The 22,156-nt window shown below is 68.9% G+C and carries 9 protein-coding genes; 6 read left to right on the top strand and 3 right to left on the bottom strand.

Annotated elements, in window-relative coordinates; all coding sequences use genetic code 11:
* Positions 1-13: 13 nt before the first annotated feature.
* Positions 14-2,497: a penicillin acylase family protein gene (locus QK440_RS10680; protein ID WP_282792788.1), complete on the bottom strand. Its 2,484-nt coding sequence runs from the start codon at positions 2,495-2,497 to the stop codon at positions 14-16.
* A gap of 673 nt (positions 2,498-3,170) precedes the next feature.
* Here QK440_RS10680 and QK440_RS10675 point away from each other — a divergent pair.
* The 6 genes from QK440_RS10675 (at position 3,171) to QK440_RS10650 (ending at position 20,996) form a co-directional block, all read left to right on the top strand.
* Positions 3,171-8,852, top strand: coding sequence for a type I polyketide synthase (locus QK440_RS10675; protein ID WP_282792787.1), 5,682 nt, complete (start codon positions 3,171-3,173; stop codon positions 8,850-8,852).
* A 39-nt stretch (positions 8,853-8,891) separates the two neighbouring features.
* Positions 8,892-12,380 carry an amino acid adenylation domain-containing protein gene (locus QK440_RS10670; RefSeq protein WP_282792786.1) on the top strand — a complete coding sequence of 1,163 codons (3,489 nt, stop codon included), beginning with the start codon at positions 8,892-8,894 and terminating at the stop codon, positions 12,378-12,380.
* Between the two features lie 61 nt (positions 12,381-12,441).
* The gene (locus QK440_RS10665; protein WP_282792785.1) at positions 12,442-13,329 is read left to right on the top strand and encodes a TauD/TfdA family dioxygenase; all 888 of its coding nucleotides are present in this window, start codon (positions 12,442-12,444) and stop codon (positions 13,327-13,329) included.
* Between the two features lie 52 nt (positions 13,330-13,381).
* The gene (locus QK440_RS10660) at positions 13,382-13,960 is read left to right on the top strand and encodes a GNAT family N-acetyltransferase (protein WP_282792784.1); all 579 of its coding nucleotides are present in this window, start codon (positions 13,382-13,384) and stop codon (positions 13,958-13,960) included.
* A complete protein-coding gene (locus QK440_RS10655; protein WP_282792783.1) occupies positions 13,954-19,395 on the top strand; it encodes a non-ribosomal peptide synthetase in 5,442 nt (1,813 codons plus the stop codon). Before QK440_RS10660 ends, QK440_RS10655 begins: the two co-directional genes overlap by 7 nt.
* Positions 19,396-19,652: 257 nt before the next feature.
* Positions 19,653-20,996: an MFS transporter gene (locus QK440_RS10650; RefSeq protein WP_282792782.1), complete on the top strand. Its 1,344-nt coding sequence runs from the start codon at positions 19,653-19,655 to the stop codon at positions 20,994-20,996.
* Here the strand turns inward: QK440_RS10650 and QK440_RS10645 are convergent.
* On the bottom strand, positions 20,935-21,309 hold the full coding sequence (locus tag QK440_RS10645) for a DUF397 domain-containing protein (protein ID WP_282792781.1): 375 nt from the start codon (positions 21,307-21,309) through the stop codon (positions 20,935-20,937). The genes QK440_RS10650 and QK440_RS10645 overlap by 62 nt on opposite strands.
* Entirely contained in the window at positions 21,306-22,133 is an 828-nt protein-coding gene (locus QK440_RS10640; protein ID WP_282792780.1) for a helix-turn-helix transcriptional regulator, read from the bottom strand. The genes QK440_RS10645 and QK440_RS10640 overlap by 4 nt, the downstream gene beginning before the upstream one ends.
* Positions 22,134-22,156: the final 23 nt, after the last annotated feature.

The following is a 22,156-nucleotide window of genomic DNA, read 5'->3' as shown; positions in this document are numbered from 1 at the left end:
CTCCCCTCGCGGCTCACCTCGTGGAGCCGGATAGACGGACGGTCCTCAGCTCCGGCGAGGAGCGGATCTCGTGCTCGGTGAACCGTTCACGCACCCATGTCCCTCTGGAGTACAGAGCGGTCTGGTCGTCGTAGTACGGCGATCTCGGGTTGGCGGTCTGGGAGTACGTCAGCAGGGAGTAGGACCGGGGTCCGGCCTTCCTGCCGAACTCGACGACCTGGATGAAGCTCGAGCCGTGCACGACGTCTGTGTTGCCCCCTCGTCCCCAGACGGAGTTGATCACGTTGAGGACGCCGAGTTCGTGCGGAGCGCCGTGGATGGGTATGCGGCTGCCCTTACGGGTCAGGTACTGGTTCTCACCAAGCGGCGCATCCTGTGCCACGCCGGCCGCCGCGAGGTCCCGCGCCGCGTCTCCGAAGGCGAGCCGCACCTCTGGACGCTCGATCGCAAGGGTGTGGGGGGTGGTGAGCGGCCTGGTGCGGTCGAAGGGGACGCGCCAGGGACCGCCGGGCACGGAACTCAGCTTCAGCGCGAATCTGTTGAACAGCAGCGCTCCTTCGCTGCTCAGCCGGTAGTCGCCGTTCCACCGGGCGAGAGCCGAGCAGCCGTCGCTCACGTCCACCGGGCCCTTGTGCGACGGCGCCTTGCCGTCGGGGAACGCCGCGCACATCCGGAGGAGTTCCGCCCTGCTGATCTCGGCGACCCTGCTCCGGTCGGCGAACAGCGCCTCCCGCATGGTCTCGGCGGAGAACCCTTTGCCGCGCAACCCGTCCGTGCCGGCCACGCGGCGCTGCACGGTGTGCAGTGTCTGCTGCGCACGCATCGAGGGTTCTGCCGCGACAGCGCCGACCACCCGGGGATACGTCGTCAGTGGCGCCGCCGGATTGGCGAGCCAGGGAGCGTTGTTCGCGTTGGCCACGAAGTCGTGGCGGGTGAGCGTCGGCAGTCGGCCCGGGCCGAGCAGTCCCGGCTCGCGGGCGTCCCGGTCCGTTCCCCAGGCGCAGGAACTGCGCGATCCGTCCAGAACGGCCACCCCGGTCCGCGCGAAGACCTCCGCGCCCAGCGGGGTGTTGCAGCGGGCCGCGTGTTCGTCCGTGATGTGCGGCACGACCTGCGTGTCCGTGTACAGCGCCCGCCCTGCTCGGTCCGTTGCCACGGTGTTGGTCCACGGGACGCCGAGCGTGCGGGACAGCACCGCCTGGATGTCCGCGACCGAGCGCGCCTTGGCCATGCCGAGCCACACCTCCAGCAGGCGCAGATTGGTGAAGTTGGCGTCGCGCAGTACATACGCTGACTTCCCCCAGGGCAGCGGGGCACCGGACAGGCCGCTGATCACAGGGCCGTACCGGGTCGACCACAGCGTGCGCCTGACCGTTCCCAGCGAACCGTCGGACTTGCGCACCTTGACCGACACCCTGTGCGGGGTCATCTTCACCGGTGCGCCGTCGACCAGGTACCGGGTCGGCGATCCGGGCACGGTGGGCACCTCGAACAGCCCGGTGGTCGCCGCGGTGGACACCGTATGACTCCACGCCACGTCGGCGTTGTGGCCGATCAGAACGACAGGAAGTCCTGGCAGGCTCGCGCCGGACACATCGAGTTCGCCCGGAATCGTGAGGTGACTCTGCCAGAACCTCAGCGCACCACGCCACGGGAAGTGCGGGTTGGCCAGCAGAACGCTCGTACCGGACGTCGTGGCCGCGGCTCCTGCCGCGATCGCGTTGCTGCCGTTGCCCTGGCCGCCGGAACGGACGCCCTTCACCAGGGCGGTCGCCGTGGCCGTCGCCGTGGTCCCGGCCCGTGGCCCGGCGGGCGGACGGGCGCTCACCAGATCGTCGATGCGCGCACCGCTGCCGTCGAGGAGCGCGATCGCGTGCATGTACCGGTAGACGTCCCGCTCGGTGATGGGACGGACCCAGGGCGCTTTGGCGCACGCCGGATCACGAATTCGGTCGCTCCGCACGAAACGGTTGTAACCCTCGGTATATCCACGGACCAACTGGCGGATCGGCCGAGGCGCGACCTTCGCGTACGCGTCGACCACAGAGCCGGCGTTGATCCGCTGGAAATGCAGATCACTGTTGAGGCTGTTTTCCGCGGTGGTCACACCAGGCGCGGCCGGCGCCTTCGGGCCGAGGAACCGGGAGCGCTGCGCATCGAGCGTCATATACGTCTCGGCGAGTGTGCACACGTTGTCCGTGGCACTGGCGTAACCGAATCCGTAGCCGAGCCCTCGGTGATCCAGGGCGGTGATGTGCGGTATCCCGTGCTCGGTGTACCGGATCGTCGCGATGGGCCTGCTGTCACTTCGGCGAACGGAATCTGCGTGCCCGACCTGTGCGGTCGAGAGTAAGAAGATGAGGCAGGAAACCACACCGCCTGCCCGTCTCATGTATCCCATGTCCGGATCCCTCCAGCCGGCGCGGCCTACGGATCCGCTCCAGAAGGCGCGCCATGCTCGGTCGTGTCTGCGGTGCCGGATGCGTGTATCAATCACGTTTCAGCCAATGCTGCCCGGGTGCCGGGCTTCGTGGATGCGTGCCCTCCGGTTCTTCGTGCGGTTACGTGTCCTGTGCACCGGGTGGTTTCGGCCATGCTGGGATCTGTACCAGGTCATCGGCCGGTCAGCGGTCTATCCTAGTGACCGGCCCGGTACATCACGGGCCCAGCGGTTCAGTCAGTCTCTCAGTAGTGCAACCGGCATACCAGGACGTGATCTTGTCATCGCCGACCGCTATATGGCAATCCATGACTGCGAAGTTCATCAGCATTGCACGAAGAGACGGAGTGAGATTTCCATCAGTTGCGGACATTGTTGACGCTATGTCTTGCTGAGATTCATGAGGCGTGCGCTTTCATGCATGGCGTGGCACCGTCGCCTGAGTGATCGTGCGGGTGCCGAAGTGCTGCCGCTGCTGAATGCCGTCGCTGAATCTCCTTCATTTTTCCCGCAGGGTTTTCGCCGCTTCCCCCGGGGATCGCTGCTCGACACCGCACGGCCGGCTGCCGACGGCGTACCGCCATCACCTGATCATGTCGTCCTCGCATCCCGTCAGGCTGTCCACCTCCGGAAACCGCAGGTGACGGGGGTTCTGTCCGCGCAGAGTCGCACGACGGCTCTGTGTGCCGTGACGGCTGCATGAGCAATGGATCTGTCAGGAGTATCGTCTGTGAATTCGATCGATGGAATCGCGGTCATCGGCATGTCCTGTCGATTTCCGGGTGCCGATGGGCCCGACGAGTACTGGCGCCTGCTGGAATCCGGTACCGAGGCGGTAGTCCGCCTGGACGAACGAACCCTGATCGCCGCCGGTGAGGATCCGCAGTTGCTCACGGACCCCGACTACGTCCCCGCGCACGGTGTTCTGGACGGCAGCGATCTCTTCGATGCCGCATTTTTCGGCATGAGTCCCGGCGAGGCGGCGGTGCTCGACCCCCAGCACCGGCTCTTCCTGGAATGCGTCTGGACGGCTTTCGAGGATGCCGGCTACGACCCGAAGGCCGTTCCCGGCCCGGTGAGCGTCTATGCGGGATCTGGCTGGAACAGCTATTTCCTGCGCAATGTCGCCAGCCATCCTGAATTCCTGGAACCAGGGGCGTTACAGCGCACCCTTCTCGGCAATGAGAGCGATACCCTTGCCACGCGTGTCTCGTACAAACTGGGACTCACCGGTCCCAGTATGACGGTACAGACCGCCTGTTCGACCTCCCTTGTCGCCGTCGCCCAGGCCTGTCAGTCCCTGTTGTCGCAGGAATCCGATATGGCGCTCGCGGGCGGTGTGTCCATCCGGACACCCCAAGCCGGCTATCTCCATCAAGAAGGCAGCATCTTCTCGCGTACCGGGCAGTGCCGCGCCTTCGACGCGTCGGCGGACGGCACGGTCATCGGCAGCGGCGCCGGTGTCGTCCTGCTGAAACGGCTCGAGGACGCGCTCGCCGACGGTGACCACATCCATGCTGTGATCAAGGGAGCGGCCGTCAATAACGACGGGTCGTCGAAGGCGGGTTACGCGGCGCCGAGCGTCGACGGCCAGTCGGCGGTCATCCGTGAAGCCCAGGCATTAGCCGGATTCAGCCCCGAGACCATTACCTACGTCGAAACACACGGCACCGGCACCGCACTGGGCGACCCCATCGAGATCGCCGCACTCACCGACGCGTTCCGAGCGGGCACGGACAACGCGGGCACGGACAACGCGGGCGCGGACAAGACGGGCTACTGCGCCCTCGGCTCGGTGAAGACCAACATAGGCCACCTCGACGCCGCGGCCGGAGTCGCCGGACTGATCAAGACGGTCCTGGCACTGAAGAACAAGACGATCCCGCCCAGCCTGCACTTCGAGCGGCCGAACCCGGCCATCGACTTCACGACCGGCCCGTTCCATGTCAACACGACCGCCACCGCGTGGGACACCGGCACAGCGCCACGCCGTGCCGGTGTGAGCTCGTTCGGCATCGGCGGTACGAACGCACACGTCGTACTCGAAGAAGCACCCGCCGTCCGGCGGACGGCGCCCGGCACCGCACCGCAGCTCCTGCCACTGTCCGCGCGCACCGCGGCGGCGCTCGACCGGCGTACCGAAGAGCTGCGGGACCACCTACGCCAGGGCCAGGAGTTCGGGGTCGCCGACATCGCGTACACCCTGCAAGGCGGCCGCCGGGCCTTCGCCCACCGGCGGGCCGTCGTGGCCGGCACCGTCGACGAGGCGGTCCGGGCGCTGAGCGCGTCCCTGTCGGCACAGCCGGGCCCGGCCTTCCTGGAAGGCCGCCAGGTGGCCTTCATGTTCAGCGGACAGGGCTCACAGCACGTCGGCATGGCACGAAGGCTCTACGCGACCCACAGCACCTACCGTGAGGAAGCCAACCGGTGCTTCGATCTGCTGCGCTCCCGGCACGGCCTCGACCTGCGTGCGCTGATCCATCCGCAGGACGAGAGCCGTGTCGACGAGTACGACGCGGCACTGACCCGCACCAGCAACGCACAGCCCGCCTTGTTCGTCGTGCAGTACGCGCTCGCCAGGACACTGATGCGCCTGGGTGTGCCCATGGCGGCCGGAGTCGGGCACAGCTTCGGAGAGTACGCCGCCGCGGCCCTCGCCGGGGTCTTCACGCTCGAGGACGCGCTCTCCCTGGTGGTGGCCCGCGGGCGGCTGCTGGCGGAGCTCCCGGGCGGCTCCATGATGGCCGTCCCGCTGGAACCCGGCGAGTTGGAGCCGCTCCTCGGCCCCGACCTGTCGATCGCCGTGGTGAACCACCCCACCTCGTGCGTCGTGGCCGGTCCCCGCGCCTCCGTGGAAGAGCTGCGGGAGGCACTTGCCGCACGGGACGTCGACGCGACGGTCCTGCGCATCTCCTACGCGTCCCACTCCGCGATGGTCGAACCCGTCCTCGAACCCTTCGCCCGGGAGTTCGCCGGGATCCGGCTGCGGCCACCGCGGGTTCCCTTCCTCTCCAGCGTCACCGGCACCTGGATCACGGACGAGCAGGCGACCGACCCCCAGTACTGGGTCACGCACCTGCGCGCACGGGTGCGGTTCGCGGACGGCCTGCAACGGGTCTTCAAGGAGACCGATCACGTCCTCGTCGAGGTGGGCCCGAGCGAGACCCTGACCGGCCTGGCCCGGCGTCATCCCGCCGCTGACCCCGGCCGCGTCGCCCAGCCGGTCCTGCCGCGCCGGACCGCGGCTGAACCGGACGACGTGGTGTTCCTCCGGTCGCTCGGGTGGCTCTGGTCCTCGGGCGTGGACCTGGACTGGGAGGCGCTGCACCCGACCGGGGGGCGCCGGCGGGTCCCTCTGCCGACCTACCCCTTCGAGCGGCAACGGCACTGGATCGCTCCCCACCGGGCCACGGCACCCGGCAATGACCTGTTCACCACGGCGGTACGGGAGGGCCGCGAAGAGGCCGGTGCCCGGCTCAACGCGTGCGACCTCGCCCAGCGCCAGGCCAAGACCGCGGCACTGGACCGGCTGAGCGCGGCCTACATGACCGACGCGGTCCACAAGCTCGCGCCCGACAGCCCGCACGGCTCCGCCGTCGAGCAGGGGGAGTTCGTCCGGCGGTGCCGGGTCCTTCCCGCCTACCGCCCGCTGCTGAACGAATGGCTGGACGAGCTGACCAGGCGTGACCGTCTGCGGCGCGACAGTGCCGGGCGCATCACCGGGCTGACCGCGTACGCACCGGACGAGCTCGACGAACTGCTGCGCCAGGCCCGACAGGCGTGGCCCGGGGAGCCGGAGGTCGAGCTGGTGCAGCGGTGCGGCACCGCGGCCGCCGAGGCGCTGCGGGGTGAGGCCGACCCGGTCGACCTGTTCACCCCCCTGCTGGACCGGGCCTTCGCCGAGCCCGGCGAGATCTTCGGCACGGAGTACGCCGCAGTGATACGACGTGCCGTCGCCGGTGTCCTGAAGACGCCACGAGCGGCCGACGGCCTTCAACTCCTTGAGATCGGCGGCGGCACGGGTATCACGACCTCCCAGCTCACCGAGGTGCTCGCCGGTGAGAGCGGAGCACACCAGTATGTCTTCACCGACGTGAGCGAGACGTTCGTGTCCCGCGCCGGGCGACGCTACGGCGAACTGCCCTGGTTCAGCGCCCAGCAGCTCGACATCGAGAAGCCCCCCGCCGCACAGGGCTTCCGGAGCGGCACCTTCGATGTCGTCATCGCCGCGAACGTCCTGCACGCCACCGGCGACCTCACCCGCACCCTGGAGCACGTCCGCTCGCTGCTCGCACCCGGCGGGATCCTGCTGCTGGCCGAGATCACCACGCCGACCCTCGACTTCGCCCTCAGCTACAGCCTCCTCATGGGGCAGGTGACCGATCACGACCGCACCCGGAGCGCGCCGTTCCTCTCCCGGGAGCAGTGGGAACGGCGCCTGTCCATCGTGTTCGCGCACACCGCGTCGACACTCGACGACGATGCGCTGGGACATCACGTCATCGTCGCCGAGGCGCCGTCCGCACCGCACGGTGCGCCGGTCTCCGGTGCCGCAGGCGGCGAGGGACTGCGCAAGCGGAACGACGTCACCGAATGGTTCCGCGTGCCGTCCTGGAAGCGGACCGCCGCCGTACGCCGGGCCGGCGAGCCGGCCGCACCGTCCGGGACATGGCTCGTCCTCGGCCAGGAATCCGCGATGGACGACGCGTTCCTGAGCCACCTCCGCCGGCAGGAGCAGCCCGTCGTGACCGTGCGCCGGGGACCGGGATACCGCCGGTGCGACGCGTCGACGTACGAGGTACGACCCCACGTGGTCGCCGACCACGAACTCCTCCTCGCGGACCTGGCGAGTGAGGACCGGCTCCCCACCCGCATCGTGCACATGTGGGGCGTCGGCGAACCGGAACCCGGACCGGAGGATCCGACGGCGGGACGGGACTGGCGGAGCCTCATCGCGCTGGCCAAGGCCGTCGACCAGCGGGGCCTGTCCCGGCCGGTCGACCTCACCGTCGTCTCCACGGGCATGCACGACGTGCTGGGGGAGCGCACCGACGTCGGAAAGTCCCTCCTGCTGGGTCCGTCCCGGGTGATTCCACTGGAGTACCCCGACGTCACGAGCCGCAGTGTGGACATCGTCCTGGGCGGCCAGGAGCCGGACCGGCTCGCGCTGGTCGCCGCCCAGCTCGCGGACGAGGTCCGCGCCGCGCCGTCCGACGAGGTCGTCGCCTACCGCGGCGGACACCGGTGGGTGGAGACGGTCGCCCCGGTCTCCCTGGAGGACCCGGGTGGACGGACGGTGCTGCGCGAGAACGGCGTGTACCTCATCACCGGCGGCCTGGGCACCATAGGCACCAGCATCGCGCAGCACCTGGTCACCACCGTGGGAGCGAAGGTCGTCCTGGTCGGACGCTCGGCGCCGGACCACACGTCCGGAGACACCGCCCCTTGGTACGAGGGCAGGCCGGACGTCCTGGTGATGGCCGCCGACGTCACGGACGCCGAGCGGATGCGCACGGTCGTCGAGACCGGCGAGGCGCGGTTCGGGCCTGTCAACGGGGTGATCCACTCGGCGGGTGTGCTGGGCGACGGCTCGATCGCCCAGAAGACCTTCGAGGACTTCGAAGCCGTGCTCGCACCCAAAGTCACCGGCACGCTGGTGCTGCACGAACTGTTCAAGGACAAGAGCCTGGACTTCTTCGTGCTGTTCTCGTCGCTCTCCTCCCGCAAGCCGGGGTTCGGGCAGGCCGCGTACGCCGCGGCGAACTGCTTCCTGGACTCGTTCGTGCACAGCGAGCTCGCGGCCCACCACACCCTGGCGACCTGCGTCAACTGGGACGTGTGGCAGGGAAGCGGAATGGCCTACGACGCGGCGGGGCCGAAGGTGCTGCAGCAGCTGAAGCACGCCGACTTGGCGGAGCGCGGCATCCTGGCACACCAGGGCGTCGACGCCCTGAGCCGCATCCTGGCGAGCGGCCTGACGCACGTGTACGTGACGAGTTCCGACTACCTCGATGTGCTCGACCACCCGCGCCGGGACCTCTCCCAGGTCTATCTCGAGGCGATCGAGCACGAATCCGCCGTGCGGCAGCAGGCACGGCCGGAGCAGGACGCCGCCTACGTCCCGCCGCGCACCACGACGGAGCACATGCTCACGGACATCTGGCAGGGACTGCTGGGAATCGACCGCATCGGCGCGTCGGACGACTTCTTCCAGCTGGGGGGCGACTCCCTGCTCGGCAGTCAGTTCGTCACCCGCGTGCGCAACGCCTTCGGCATCCACCTGCCCGCACGCACCCTCTACGAGCACCCGACGCTGGAGGCGTTGGCGAAGGTCGTGGACGACGCGCTGCTCACGAACGCGCATCCGGATGCGGTCGCTGAGGCGATCAGACAGGTGAAGAGCGAGCGCTGACCGTTAGAAGCCGAAATCTGAGGACTAGGAACCGACACCATGACGGACCTTCACGCCTCCGCCGAGGACCTCTCCCCCGCGGAGCGGGAACGGCTGCTCGCCGTTCTCCGGAAGCAGGCCACCACCGGGCACCAGGACCACATACCGCGCCGGCGCTCCCCGGCACCTGTCGCCGCGTCGACGACCCAGCAGCGGCTCTGGCTGATGGACCAGATCCGCCCCGGCCTCGCCACGTACAACGAGACGGCGGCGTGGAGGCTGACCGGGGAGCTGGACGTGCCGGTGCTGCGGGACACGCTGAGCGAGATCGTCCGGCGGCACGAGTCACTGCGCACGACGTTCGCCGCGTCAGCCGACGGGCCCGTCCAGCACATCAACGACCCGCGGCCGGTCCCGCTCGAGGTCACCGACCTGACCGGGCTCCCCGCCGACGAGCAGGACACCAAGGCGCACGCGCTGGCCGTGGAACAGGCACGGCAGCCGTTCGACCTGGCCCGTGGTCCGCTGCTGCGGGTGTCGCTGCTGCGTCTGGCTCCGCGGGAGCACGTCCTGGTGCTGGTCGCGCACCACATCGTCACCGACGGCTGGTCGACCGATCTCTTTCGCGCCGAACTCGTCGCGCTCTACGCGGCGTTCAGCGCGGGCAGGCCGTCACCGCTGGGTGAACCCGTCATCCAGTACGCGGACTTCGCCGCCTGGCAGCGGAACCGGCCGGACGCCCCGGACCTGGACGCGCAGCTCGCCTACTGGCGGCGGCAGTTGGCCGGCCTCCCGCCGGTCCTTCAGCTCCCGATCGCCAGGCCGCGACCGGAGGTCATCTCGCACGACGGCGCACGGGAACCGTTCGCCGTTCCAGCACACCTGGGCCGCGGCGTCACCGAGTTCGCCCGGCACGGCGGAGCCACGCCATTCATGGTGCTGCTCGCCACGCTGCAGATCCTGTTGCACCGGTACACCGGTGAGAGGGACATCGCGATCGGCACCGCGCTGGCCGGCCGTGAGCACCCCGATCTGGAGCAGGTCATCGGGTTCTTCGCCAACACCGTGGTGCTGCGGGGAGACATCGGCGCCGACGCCACGTTCCGGGACGTGCTCGCCCAGGCGCGCGAAACCTCGATCGCCGCGCAGGACAACCAGGACGTTCCCTTCGAGAGCGTCGTCGACACGGTCCGGCCCGAGCGTTCCCCCAGCTTCAACCCGCTGTTCCAGACCATGCTGGTCCTGGAGAACGCGGCAGGGAACCGACGGCACGAACCCGGGGGACTCAAGGTCACACCCGACGAGATCGACATCGGCGTGGCCAAGTACGACCTCGTGCTGCAACTGCGCGCCGAAGGCGACGCGTTCACGGGCGTGTGGGAGTACAGCACGGACTTGTACGACACCGACGGCATCCGCCGTCTCGGGACGCACTTCCTGACGCTGCTGGAGGACGCGCTCGCGCATCCCGACCGGCCGATCGGGACGCTTGCTCTCCTTCCGGCACCGGAACTGCGTACCGTCGTCTCGGACTGGAACGCCACGGACGCACCGATTCCCACGGGCCGCCGCATCCACGAACTCATCGAGGAGCAGGTCGAGCGGTCGCCTGAGGCTCCCGCAGTCGTCGACGGCGACCGATCGGTGACGTACGGCGAGCTCAACCGCGGTGCCAACCAACTGGCCCGGTGGTTGCGCGACTCAGGCATCGAGCCGGGAGCGGTGGTCGGCGTGGCGCTGCGGCCCTCGGCCGACATGCTGACGGCCGTCCTCGCCGTGCTGAAGGCGGGCGCCGCCTACGTGCCGATGGATCCCGCGTACGGTCCCCGGCGGCTCGAAGCCATGATCGAGGATGCCGCCCCCGTGGCGGTGCTCACGCACAGCGAGACCGCCTCGGGGCTGCCCGCCTCCGCCACCCGGCAGATCCTCCTCGACCGGATCCGCGAGGAGTACACGCGCCGGGACGGCCGCGACCTGGAACTCGCGGGCTCCCCGGAGGACCTGGCCTATGTGATGTTCACGTCCGGCTCCACCGGCAAGCCCCATGGTGTGCAGGTCGCCCACGACAACCTCGTGGCCTCGACCGCCGCACGCGGGCACTACTACTCCACACCGCCGCAGCGGTATCTGCTGCTGTCCTCGCTGTCCTTCGACAGCTCGGTGGCCGGCATCTACTGGACGCTCACCACCGGCGGAGCGCTGGTGCTGCCGCCCACCGAGCACGCCGTCGACATCCCGGCACTGTGCCGCTCCATGGCCACGAGCAGGCCGACCCACCTCCTGTGCGTTCCCTCCCTGTACGACCTGATCCTGGACCAGGCGCGACCGGAGGAGGTCGCCTCCCTGGAGTGCGTGATCCTCGCCGGTGAACCCCTGCGCCAGGACCTCGTCGACCGCCATGGCGAACTGCTCGACTCCGTCGGCCTGTTCAACGAGTACGGCCCGACGGAGGCGACGGTCTGGTGCACCGTCCAGCGCTGCGGACCCGCACGCGTTCCCGGCCAGGTTCCGGTCGGCCGACCGATCGCCAACACCCGGATCCGCCTGCTGGACCGGGGGAGGCAGCCGGTTCCGGTCGGCGTCCCTGGAGAACTCTGCATCGGCGGGCCCGGCGTCACCCGCGGGTACGTGGGCAGGCCGGAGCTCACCGCGGAACGGTTCATCCCCGATCCGTTCGGCCCGGGCAGGCTGTATCGCTCCGGGGACCTCGCCCGCTACCTGCCCGACGGGACGATCCAGCTGCTCGGCCGCATCGACGACCAGGTGAAGGTGCGTGGCTACCGCGTCGAACCGGGTGAGATCGAGGCCGCGCTGCGGGAACACCCGGCTGTCGAGGCCGCCCTCGTGGGGGCCCCTGCATTCGATGCCGGACACCGGAAGATCGTCGCCAACGTCGTGCTGCGCGCCACGGGCACCTCACCGGCGGACCTGCGTCAGTTCGTCCGCGGGCGCGTCCCGGAGTTCGCCCTTCCCTCACTCATCGAGGTCGTCGACGAACTGCCTCGGCTGCCCAACGGAAAGGTCGACCGGGCCGGGCTTGTGGTGTCCGCGACGTCCGCGGCCGGAGCGAGCACACCGGGTGCGGCACCGGCCGGTCTCACGGAGGCGCTGCACCGGATCTGGCGGGAGGTTCTCGGGGTGGATTCGGTCGGGTTGGACGACAACTTCTTCGAGGTGGGCGGTGATTCGTTGTCGATCGTGAAGGTGTACAACGAGTTCAAGCCGCTGGCCGGCAGGGACATCACGATCACCGACATGATCAAGTATCCGACGATCAGTCAGGTCATCTCGTTCATCGGCGAGAGTGAGTCCACGGCACCCGTGACAGAGTCCGAGCGCCTCACGGAGGCGCTGCACCGGATCTGGCGGGAGGTTCTCGGGGTGGATTCGGTCGGGTTGGACGACAACTTCTTCGAGGTCGGCGGTGATTCGCTGTCGATCGTGAAGGTGTACAACGAGTTCAAGCCGCTGGCCGGCAGGGACGTCACGATCACCGACATGATCAAGTACCCCACGATCCGGCAGGTCATCTCCTTCCTGGGCGCATAGCGGCCCCGCACTCACCGCACTGTCCGTCCCGGTTTCCAGGCACACACACTGCGAGGCGATTATGGCGATCGAGCACTCGGCGCTCGGCGACGGCTCAACCCGTCTCATCGAACGATCCGCAAACCAGGACGTCGACCTCTTCGAGTTGCCGGTCGACGAGATCCAGAACATCTACAAGGAGTCAGGAGCCCTGATCTTCCGCGGGTTCGACATATCCGACCCGCGGCGGATGCACGAGTTCGCCGCGAAGTTCAGCACCCGCTTCAACCGGGACCGCCTCCGCCCCACCGTCGAGGGCAGCGACGGCTACGTTCAGGCGGTCCTGGAGGGTATGGGGTTCGTCGAACCGCACAGCGAACAGGCGAATTCCCCGTTCCGCCCCGACGCGCTCTGGTTCTGCTGTGAGACGCCGTCGAAGGACGGCGGCGAGACGCTGCTCTGGGACGGGGTCCGGGTCTGGGAGCGACTGGGCGCTGAGCTGCGCGACGTCTTCGAGACCAAGAAGATCCGCTTCTTCCAGCGCTACGAGAAGGACAAGTGGCAGCTCTTCCTCGGCGGGCAGGCGACGCTCGACGACCTCGAACGCACCCTCACCGGCCTGGACGGCGTGTCCTACCACGTCACCGACGACGAGTCGGTGTACCTGGAGTACGTGTGCTCCGCCGTCGTCGACACGCGGTACGGAAAACACCGCGCGTTCGCCAACAGCCTGATGACCGAGCACGAGAACACGCTCGGGGACGCGATGGCCTTCGACGACGGCACCCCCATCTCGCGTGCGGTGGACCTCTCCCGGGTCAACGACGTGATCATGGGGGTGACCGAAGAGATCGCCTGGCAGCCCGGCGACCTCGCGTTCATCGACAACAGCCGCTACCTCCATGGCCGCAACGCCTACACGGACCCCAACAGGCGGATCTTCTCCAGCCTCAGCTTCCTCAACTTCTGACCGCTCTGATCCCTCTGATCACTTCTGCTCATGACCCCTTGGAGTTTCCCCGATGGCCGACGCGAACACCACTGATCACGGGGGTGCCGCGGCACCGGAGATGTCGATCGACCGCATGGCCGACCTGCCCGACCGGGAACAGTCGGCCCTCAGGGAGCTCCGGGACGCCGTGTACCCCCCGGAGGAGGAAGCCGGCTGGTCGGGAGCCGCCATGGAGTGGGCGCCCGCGCAGTGGCGCGTGGCCGTCCGGTCGCCGGACGGCACGCTGGCCTGCCACGTCGGGATGCTCTTCCGCTCCGGTCGCCACGACGGCAAGGCCGTCCGGATCGCCGGTATCGGGGGAGTGAAAACACACCCCCGATACCGGCGGCGGGGCTACGCGGAAGCCGCGATGCTGCGTGCCGAGAAGTACTTCCACGAACGCGGTGACGTCGACTTCGGACTGCTGGTCTGCGACCCGCCGCTGCTTCCCTACTACTCCAGGTTGGGCTGGCAGGAGTTCGAAGGCCGACTTCTCGTGACCCAGTTCGGCGAGGAAGTCGAATACACCTACTCCCGGGTAATGACCCGCTCCGTCCTCTGTGCGACGCCGACCGAAGGCGTCATCGACCTAGGTGGCCCCCCATGGTGATCAATCCCCGGACAGACCCCGTCCCCGTCATGGCGAAGCCGGAGTTCTCAACCTGGGCCGAGCTGCTCGATTTCCGTGCGACAACGACGCCGGATCAGCTCGCCTACACCTTTCTCCAGGATGGAACCACCCCCTCCGACCGGCTTGCCTACGGTGAACTCGCGAGCCGGGCACGGTCCGTCGCCGCCCGTCTGCGGCAGGTGACAACTCCCGGTGACCGCGCCCTGCTCCTCCATCCGCCGGGTCTCGATTTCATCGTCGCGCTCTTCGCCTGCTTCGAGGCCGGAGTGGTCGCGGTTCCGGCGTATCCGCCGGGCAGGCGCGGAAATCTCCACCTCGAAGCCATTTTCAAGGATGCGCTACCGGCGGCGGTCCTGACGACGAGTGCCATCGCCACGTCGCTGCCGGAAGGAGTCCGGCAGGCCCTCGACGCCGAGGACCGCTGGGTATCTGAGGGAAACATCGTGTGCGTTCCCGCCACGTGTCCTCAGCGAGAAAACGGGATCACCCCCGATCCCGATCCCTGTGCGCTGCTCCAGTACACCTCGGGGTCCACCTCGACCCCCAAGGGCGTGATGGTGAGCCACCACAACCTGCTCGCCAATTCCGACATCATCCGCCAGGCCTTCGGTCTGTCACCGGCGAGCGTGTCCGTGAGCTGGTTGCCCGCCTACCACGACATGGGTCTGATCGACGGGATCCTGCAACCGCTGTACACCGGGTTCCCGGCCCATCTCATGCCGCCGACGGCGTTCCTCAAGGCCCCGATCCGGTGGCTGCAGGCCATATCGCGCTATCGCGCCACCCATTCCGGGGGGCCGAACTTCGCCTACGCCTTGTGCGCCGAGCGCACCACGGCCGCCGATCGTCAGGGCCTGGACCTGAGCTGCTGGCTGAGCGCGTACAACGGTGCCGAGCCGATCCGGCCGAGCACACTCGAAGAGTTCGCCGCGGCGTTCGCTCCCCATGGCTTCCGGCCGCAGTCCTCCTACCCGTGCTACGGCCTGGCCGAGGCGACCCTCATGGTGACCGGCGCCGAACTCGGCAGCGGGGCCCGGACCCTCTCCGCGGCCACCGGCGAACTGTCCGAGGCGGGGACCGCCCGTGCGGCGTCGTCGGGCGAGCAGGCCACCGAACTGGTCAGTTGCGGGACCGTCCAGGGGGACGCGCGGGTGCGTGTGGTCGACCCGACCGCCCGCGTCGCGTGCCCGCCCGGCCAGGTCGGGGAGATCTGGGTCGCCGGCCGAAGCGTCGCCGGCGGCTACTGGAAGCGGCCGGGGGACACCGAGGAGACCTTCGGCGCGCACCTTGCCGACTCCGGCGACGGCCCCTTCCTGCGGACCGGCGACCTCGGTTTCCTGCACGACGGCGAACTGTTCGTCACCGGTAGGCTCAAGGACCTGATCATCATCCGGGGCCGCAACTACTATCCGCAGGACCTGGAACGATCCGTCGAGGAGTGCCATCCGGCGGTCCGGGCCGGGTGCGGAGCTGCGTTCGCGGTGCCGGGGCCCGACGCCGAGCAGCTCGTCATCGTCTGCGAGCTGACCCCGGAAGCCGCCGCGCACTTCGACGGCCCCGCCATCGCCCAGGCCATCCGGCGGACCGTCACCGAACGCCATGCGCTGCGGGTCGACGGGGTCGCGTTGCTGCCGACCGGCGCGATCCCGAAGACATCGAGCGGAAAGATCAGACGGCGGGAGAGCCGGGCCCGCTACCTGGCGGAGACGCTCGGCGAGCTGTACCGGGACGTGCTCACTCCGAGGGAGACGTGGCAAGGGCACGGCACCCGGGCGCGGGAAACACTCATGGCGCTACCGGTCGACCAGCGCAAGGCGTGGCTGACCGCCTACGTCAGGGACGCTGTCCTCGGCCCGCAGGACGAGCTGCCCGCGGAGCACGCACCGTCGACGTCGCTCACCGACGTGGGCATCGACTCGCTGGCGGCGGCGGAACTCGCCCACCACGTCAGCGGTGACCTGGGTGTCCCGGTCTCGCTCACCGAGTTCCTGGAGAACGCGACGGCTGAGCACATCGCGGACCGGCTCCTGGAGTTGGTCCACAGTGCGCACGGCGCCGACAGCACGGCTGGCGCGGACAGCTCGGACATCCCGGGCAGCGCGGAGAACCCCGGCGAGCGGCCGCGGCAGGCCCCCGCGCCCGCCCCCTCGCGTCGCCCGCTCTCACACGGGGAGCAGGCCCTGTGGTTCCTGCACACCGCAGCACCCACCAGCCCCGCGTACAACACCTGCTACGCGGCCAGGCTCCCCGGGAGCGTCGACGCCGATGCGTTGCGCGGTGCTCTCGCCGCGCTGAGCGAGCGGCATCCGGCACTGCGCACGACGTTCCCCGCAGTCGACGGCAAGCCGTACGCAGTCGTTCATGACCGCATGCCGGTACCGGTCAGCCACGAGGACACCACCGGCCTCGGCGAGCAGGCGCTGGAGCAGCGCATCATCGAGTTCCGTGACCGTCCGTTCGATGTGCGGCAAGGCCCCCTCATCCGCGCGATGCTCGGCAAGCACGACGAGGGAGGGCACATCCTCGTCCTGGCCGCACACCACATCGTCGTCGACCTGTGGTCGCTGAAGCTGATCCTCAACGACCTGCAACGCTCCTACGCGGCCGCGACGGGACGTTCGGTGAGTGCGGGAGGCACGGGCACCACGGGTGCGGCAGGAGACACAGGAAGGACGGGAAAGGCGGACGCCGGACCGTCCGCCACCGGCTGGACACCGCACGAGTACGTCCACTGGATCAGGGAACGCGTCTTCGGCCCCGCGGGAGAGCAGCAGTGGCGGTACTGGGCCAAGCAGCTCGAGGACGTACCCACCACGCTGGCCCTTCCCTACGACAGGGCGAGGCCCGCGGTACAGGAATTCGATGGGGACAGCGTCACCCTGCCGCTGGATGACGCGCTGTCGACCGAGCTCAAGGCCCTCGCGAGGACGTCGGGAGTGACGCTGTACACGCTGCTCCTCGCGGCGTACGAGGTCCTGCTGCACCGCTGCACAGGAAGCACCGATTTCGTGGTCGGCACACCTGCGGCGGCCCGGACGCGCCCGGAGCTGGCTTCCCTCACCGGGTACCTGGCCAATCAGCTCGTGCTCCGCGTGAAGGTCGGCGACGACCCGACCTTCACCGACCATCTCGCCCGCGTGCGCGAAACCGTACTCGGTGCGCTGGAGCACCAGGAGTTTCCCTTCCCGCTGCTCGTGGAACGCCTCCGGCCGCCGCGCGATCCGAGCCACACACCACTGTTCCAGGTGATGTTCGCGTACGAGAAGATGCCCTCCACGGCGGGGTCGGTGCCACCGCTCGAACCCATCGCGGTGCGTGCGAGCGCGGCCCGGTTCGACCTCACGCTCGCCTGCGTCGAGGAGGATCAGGGCCTCACGACGCGATGGGAGTACAGCACCGCTCTGTTCGATCGCGCGACGATCGAGCGGATCGGCGGACACTTCCGCACCCTGCTCGCCGACATCGTGCGCGACCCCCGGGAGCGGATCAGCCTGCTGCGCGTCCTCACCGACGCCCAGCACGAGCAGGCGGTCCTGGACTGGAACGCCACGGCCGAGCCGGTCTCCGGCGCCACGCTGCACGAGCTGATCGCGGCGCAGGCGGCGCGCACCCCCGACGCCGTCGCCGTGGCCTGCCGCGGTGAGGAACTGAGCTACCGGGAACTGGACCGCCGCGCGACCGCGCTCAGCGAGCATCTCACGCGGCTGGGCGCCCGGAGCGGCACACTCGTCGCCGTCTGCCTGCGCCGCCGCCCCGCGCTGCTCGTCTCCTTGCTCGCCGTGCTGAAGAGCGGAGCGGCGTTCGTTCCGATGGACCCGTCCCATCCGGCACGCCGCCTCGCGCACGTCATCGACGACACCCGTGCCGTGGCGGTACTGACCCAGCGCGACGTACGGGACCGGCTCCCGGACCGCGAACAGCCGACGGTCTGCGTGGACGAGGCCCTTCCGGAATCCTCGTCCAGCCCGTCGGCCGTGCCCGACGCGGGACCCGACGACCTCGCCTATGTGCTCCACACCTCGGGATCGACCGGCACCCCGAAGGGGGTCATGGTCGCGCACCGGTCGATCGTGAACTACCTGACCTGGGCCAACCGGGAGTACCGCATGGCCGAGGGCGCCGGTGCCCCGGTGAGCTCATCGGTCACCTTCGACGCGACGCTCACCAGTCTGTTCGGGCCGCTGCTCGCCGGGCGGACCGTCACGCTGCTCAGCGAGGGCGGCGAGATCCACGAGCTGTACGACCTGCTGCACGGCGGCACCGGCCAGAGCCTGGTGAAGGCGACCCCGGCACAACTCGACCTCGTCCGAGCCGTGATCCCGGCCGACGCTCCGCAGGCGAACGTCGGCGCCCTCGTCGTCGGAGGAGAGGCGTTCCCCGCCGAAAGCCTCGCATTCTGGCGCCGCCACGCGCCGGGTGCCAGGATCTTCAACGAATACGGTCCCACTGAGGCGACCGTCGGGTGCTGTGTGTACGAGGCCGTCGCGTCGGCCCCGGGGGCGCGCAGGGTCCCCATCGGCCGTCCCATCGCGAATGCCGAGATGTATGTGCTCGACCGGAACCGTCGCATCGTGCCCGTCGGCGTTCCCGGTGAGATCCATATCGGTGGGACGGGGCTCGCGCGAGGCTATCTGAACCGGCCGGACCTGACCGAAGAACGGTTCATTCCCCATCCTTTCCGTGACGAGCCGGGCACGCTTCTCTATCGGTCGGGCGACCGTGCGCGCTACCTTGCCGACGGCACGATCGACTACCTCGGCCGTGACGACGATCAGGTCAAGATCCGGGGAGCCCGCATCGAGTTGGGTGAGCTGGAGGCGGTACTGCTCGACCATCCGGATGTGCGGGAGGCCGCCGTCACCGCTGCCGGCGGGCGGGCGATCGACCGGCGGCTGACCGCGCACATCGTCGCCGCGCCCGGGGCCGGAGCCGGCCTCGACGACCGGCTCAGGAGCTTCGTCAGCGAGCGCGTACCGAGCTATATGGTGCCCACGGACTACGTGCTCACCGGTGGGCTTCCCCGCAGTGCGCACGGCAAGGTGGACCGCGCGGCCCTGCGCGAGTCCCTGCCCGAGGAGACCGGCCGAGCGGTTCCTTCTCCGTCCATGCCGGATACCGAGCGTGAAGTCGCCGCGGTGTGGCAAGAGGTACTGCGCGTCAGCGACATGGGCCACCAGGAGAACTTCTTCGACCTCGGCGGTACCTCTGCCCTCGCAGCCGAGATCCAGGCCAGGCTCTCGCACAGGCTGAACCGCGAGATCTCCATGGTCACACTCTTCCAGCATCCTACGATCAGCTCACTGGCGCGGACTCTGGCCGGTCCACCGGCCGACGGCTCCCCGCGCCACGACAGCGAGGTCACGGACCGGGCGCAACGCCGTGCGCAAGCTCTGCGACGCAGGAACAAGCGGTGATCCGGACGTTCGAGCCGCATACCTCGCACACGTGACGACGTGCTGAGGGCGCTTCGCAGGGTCCGGCAGTCCCACGCGCGAGCAGGGGGACTGCCGGACCCGCGCCTTTCCGGCGCGACAGCCATGCGCCGCCGCCCGCGATTTCTGGGGGATTCTGTGCAGCCACCACGCAGGGGTGTTTCCGGCCTTCCCGGCCTCTTCAACCTCGTCGGCTTTGTGGACAGCCGAGTTGCCGTGCCGGGCAGAGGGACGCCGTGATGATGTCCGGCCTCAGAACCCGTACGCGGGGCAGTGTTCTCGCGGTTCCGGGTTTCGCCCGGCTCTGGCTGTGCAGCACGACCGACGCGTGGGCCGTGTCCTTGCTTCCGGTGGCCGTCACGCTCGCGCTGGTGCGCCGCGGTGACAGTGCCACGGCACTCGGCCTGGTCCTCGCGGCGAAGACGCTGGGGTTCGTGCTCGCGACCGTTCCCGGCGGGGTCGCGGCGGATCGCTGGTCACGGTCGAGCACGGTGTTCCTCGCCTGCCTGGTACGGGTCGCCTCCACCGGCATGCTGTTGCTCTGGTTGAACGGCCCGATGTGGGTCATAGCCGCCTGCGTCTTCGTGACAGGAGCGGGCGAGGGGGTCCTGCGCCCCTCCTATCAGGCTCTCATCGGCGATCTCGTTCCGGAACCGCAACGCCAGTCCGCCAACGCGCTGTCCACGGTCACCTTCCGGCTGGCCTTGGTGCTCTCTCCCGGCGCGGCAACGGCCCTGACCCTGTGGTCAGGACCACGAACGGTCCTGGCCACGACGATCCTGCTGTGGCTGTGCGCGGCGTACGTCGTGCGCGGCCTGCCCAGACTCCGGGCCCCGGACCGAAGCGCCGAAACCGTCCTCCAAGGGTTCCTCTCCGGAATCCGCGCCGCACGCGGACAGCCATGGTTCCTCGCCGGGCTGGTCATTCTCACGCTGGTCCTCGGCGTGGGAGAGGCCACGCAGATGGTTCTGCTGCCGGTGATCAGCCGCGATCGCTTCGGTACGGATGCCGTGTACGCCGTCGCGCTCACCATGTTCGCCCTGGGTGCCCTGGCCGGTGGCGTCGTCATGCTGCGGTGGCGCTCGCGCCGGCCTGGGCTCTTCGCCGTCACCGGCATCACGCTGTTCGCCGGGATTCCGTTCACACTGGCGTTCTCGACGGCCGCCTGGCCGGTGTTCGTCGCTCACTTCGCTGCGGGTCTTGGCATGGAGATGTTCAACGTCTCCTGGTTCAGCGCCATTCAGCGCGAGTTCCCCCCTGCCATGCGCGCCCGCATCTCATCGCTGGACTTCCTGGTGTCGTACGCCCTGAGCCCCCTGAGCCTCGCGATCCTGCCTGCCGCGGTCGCAGGAGTGGGAACGCGACCAGCACTGATCTGCACAGGCGCGATGATGGCGATCGTGTCCCTCTGCTCGCTGACCATCCCCGGGATGGCGAATTTCCGGACGCCCCGCCGGGGCAGCCCAAGAACTGAACCGCCTCGACGGGCCCTCCACCACACCCCTGGGCCAGGGCGGGAGGTCAGGGACAGCGCCCCCGCGCCAGCGAAAGGAAGGCGGCCCACGCCCCCGGGGCAACAGTGAGGTGCCTCCGGCCGGGGTCTTTGGAGTCGCGGATGTGGATGGTGGTGAGGGCTGGGGCCATTTCGAGGCACTGGCCACCCTCGCTCCCGCTGTAGCTGGACCTGCGCCATCCGGCGCGCACTTGCAGGCAATTACCGCCGTCGCTTCCGCTGTGGCTGGACTTGCACCAGCCGCGTGAGACTTCGAGGCAGGCGCCACCCTGCTCGGTGCTGTAGCTCGACTTCCGCCAGTCGTGGGCTACTTCGAGGCAGGCGCCGCCTTCATCGCTGCTGTAGCTGGATTTGAACCATACAAGCGCGGTACTGCCGCTCATCGCTCTCCTAGCATACGGTCCAACAGGCCTTTCGAATCTTCGGTGTTGAGGGCCTGTGTCCGCAGCATCGCATACTTCTGGTTCAGGATCGCCACCTCGTCCAGCTCGGAGATCAACTGACTGCCGCGACCGGTCTCGGTGTATGCGAGGCGTTGGTGCTCCGGGGTTTCCAGCAGGATGAACGGGCCCGAGAGACCGGCGTGAGTGGTGCGGCCGAGCGGAAGAATCTGTAGCCACAGACCAGGTAGGTCGGCGTACTCGCGCAGATGGCGAAGCTGCTGGACGTACACCTCATGGCCCCCCAACTGGTCCCGCAGTGCCGCTTCCCAGATCACGAAGCTGACCGTCGGAGGCTGTTTGCGATGGAGGATGTCCCGTCGCTCGATTCGCTTCGCGACGAGCTGTTCGATCTCGTCCTCGTCGTACACCGGTACGCGGCTGCGGAAGACCGCACGGGCGTACCCCTCGGTCTGGAGCAGTCCAGGCATCAGCAGGCACTCGTACCAGGAGATCGCGAGAGCCTCCTCCTCCCGATCCAGGTACTCCTCCGCGAACCGCGGAACCAGATCCACCTCCGGCATGTGGTCGACAGCCGTCTGCAACGTCCGGTTGGTGCCCAGGAGGTCATCGAGCTGAATCGCCAGATCCATCTTCAACGGGCGCCGCCCCTGTTCGATGGAGGCGATCTGGTCCTCGCTCATGCAGAAGTGCTCGGCCAGGGATCTCTGGGTGTACCCGGCGGCCTCCCGGTGGACGGCGAGCAGCGCGCCCACCATCTTCATGGCCGACGCATTCCTTCGTGACCGTCGTCGCGAGCCGCTCATGCGGGTACAACTCCCACCGAAAC

The sequence above is a fragment of the Streptomyces sp. CC224B genome (assembly GCF_030010595.1).
GTDB lineage: Bacteria > Actinomycetota > Actinomycetes > Streptomycetales > Streptomycetaceae > Streptomyces > Streptomyces longispororuber.
This window is presented reverse-complemented; position numbering and strand designations above follow the sequence as displayed.

Bases quoted from the DNA above. Each gene is read 5' to 3' on its own strand.
- QK440_RS10670 (WP_282792786.1), top strand. From the start codon at position 8,892: ATGACGGACCTTCACGCCTCCGCCGAGGACCTCTCCCCCGCGGAGCGG.
- QK440_RS10665 (WP_282792785.1), top strand. From the start codon at position 12,442: ATGGCGATCGAGCACTCGGCGCTCGGCGACGGCTCAACCCGTCTCATC.
- QK440_RS10660 (WP_282792784.1), top strand. From the start codon at position 13,382: ATGGCCGACGCGAACACCACTGATCACGGGGGTGCCGCGGCACCGGAG.
- QK440_RS10655 (WP_282792783.1), top strand. From the start codon at position 13,954: ATGGTGATCAATCCCCGGACAGACCCCGTCCCCGTCATGGCGAAGCCG.
- QK440_RS10650 (WP_282792782.1), top strand. From the start codon at position 19,653: ATGATGTCCGGCCTCAGAACCCGTACGCGGGGCAGTGTTCTCGCGGTT.
- QK440_RS10645 (WP_282792781.1), bottom strand. From the start codon at position 21,309: ATGAGCGGCAGTACCGCGCTTGTATGGTTCAAATCCAGCTACAGCAGC.
- QK440_RS10640 (WP_282792780.1), bottom strand. From the start codon at position 22,133: ATGAGCGGCTCGCGACGACGGTCACGAAGGAATGCGTCGGCCATGAAG.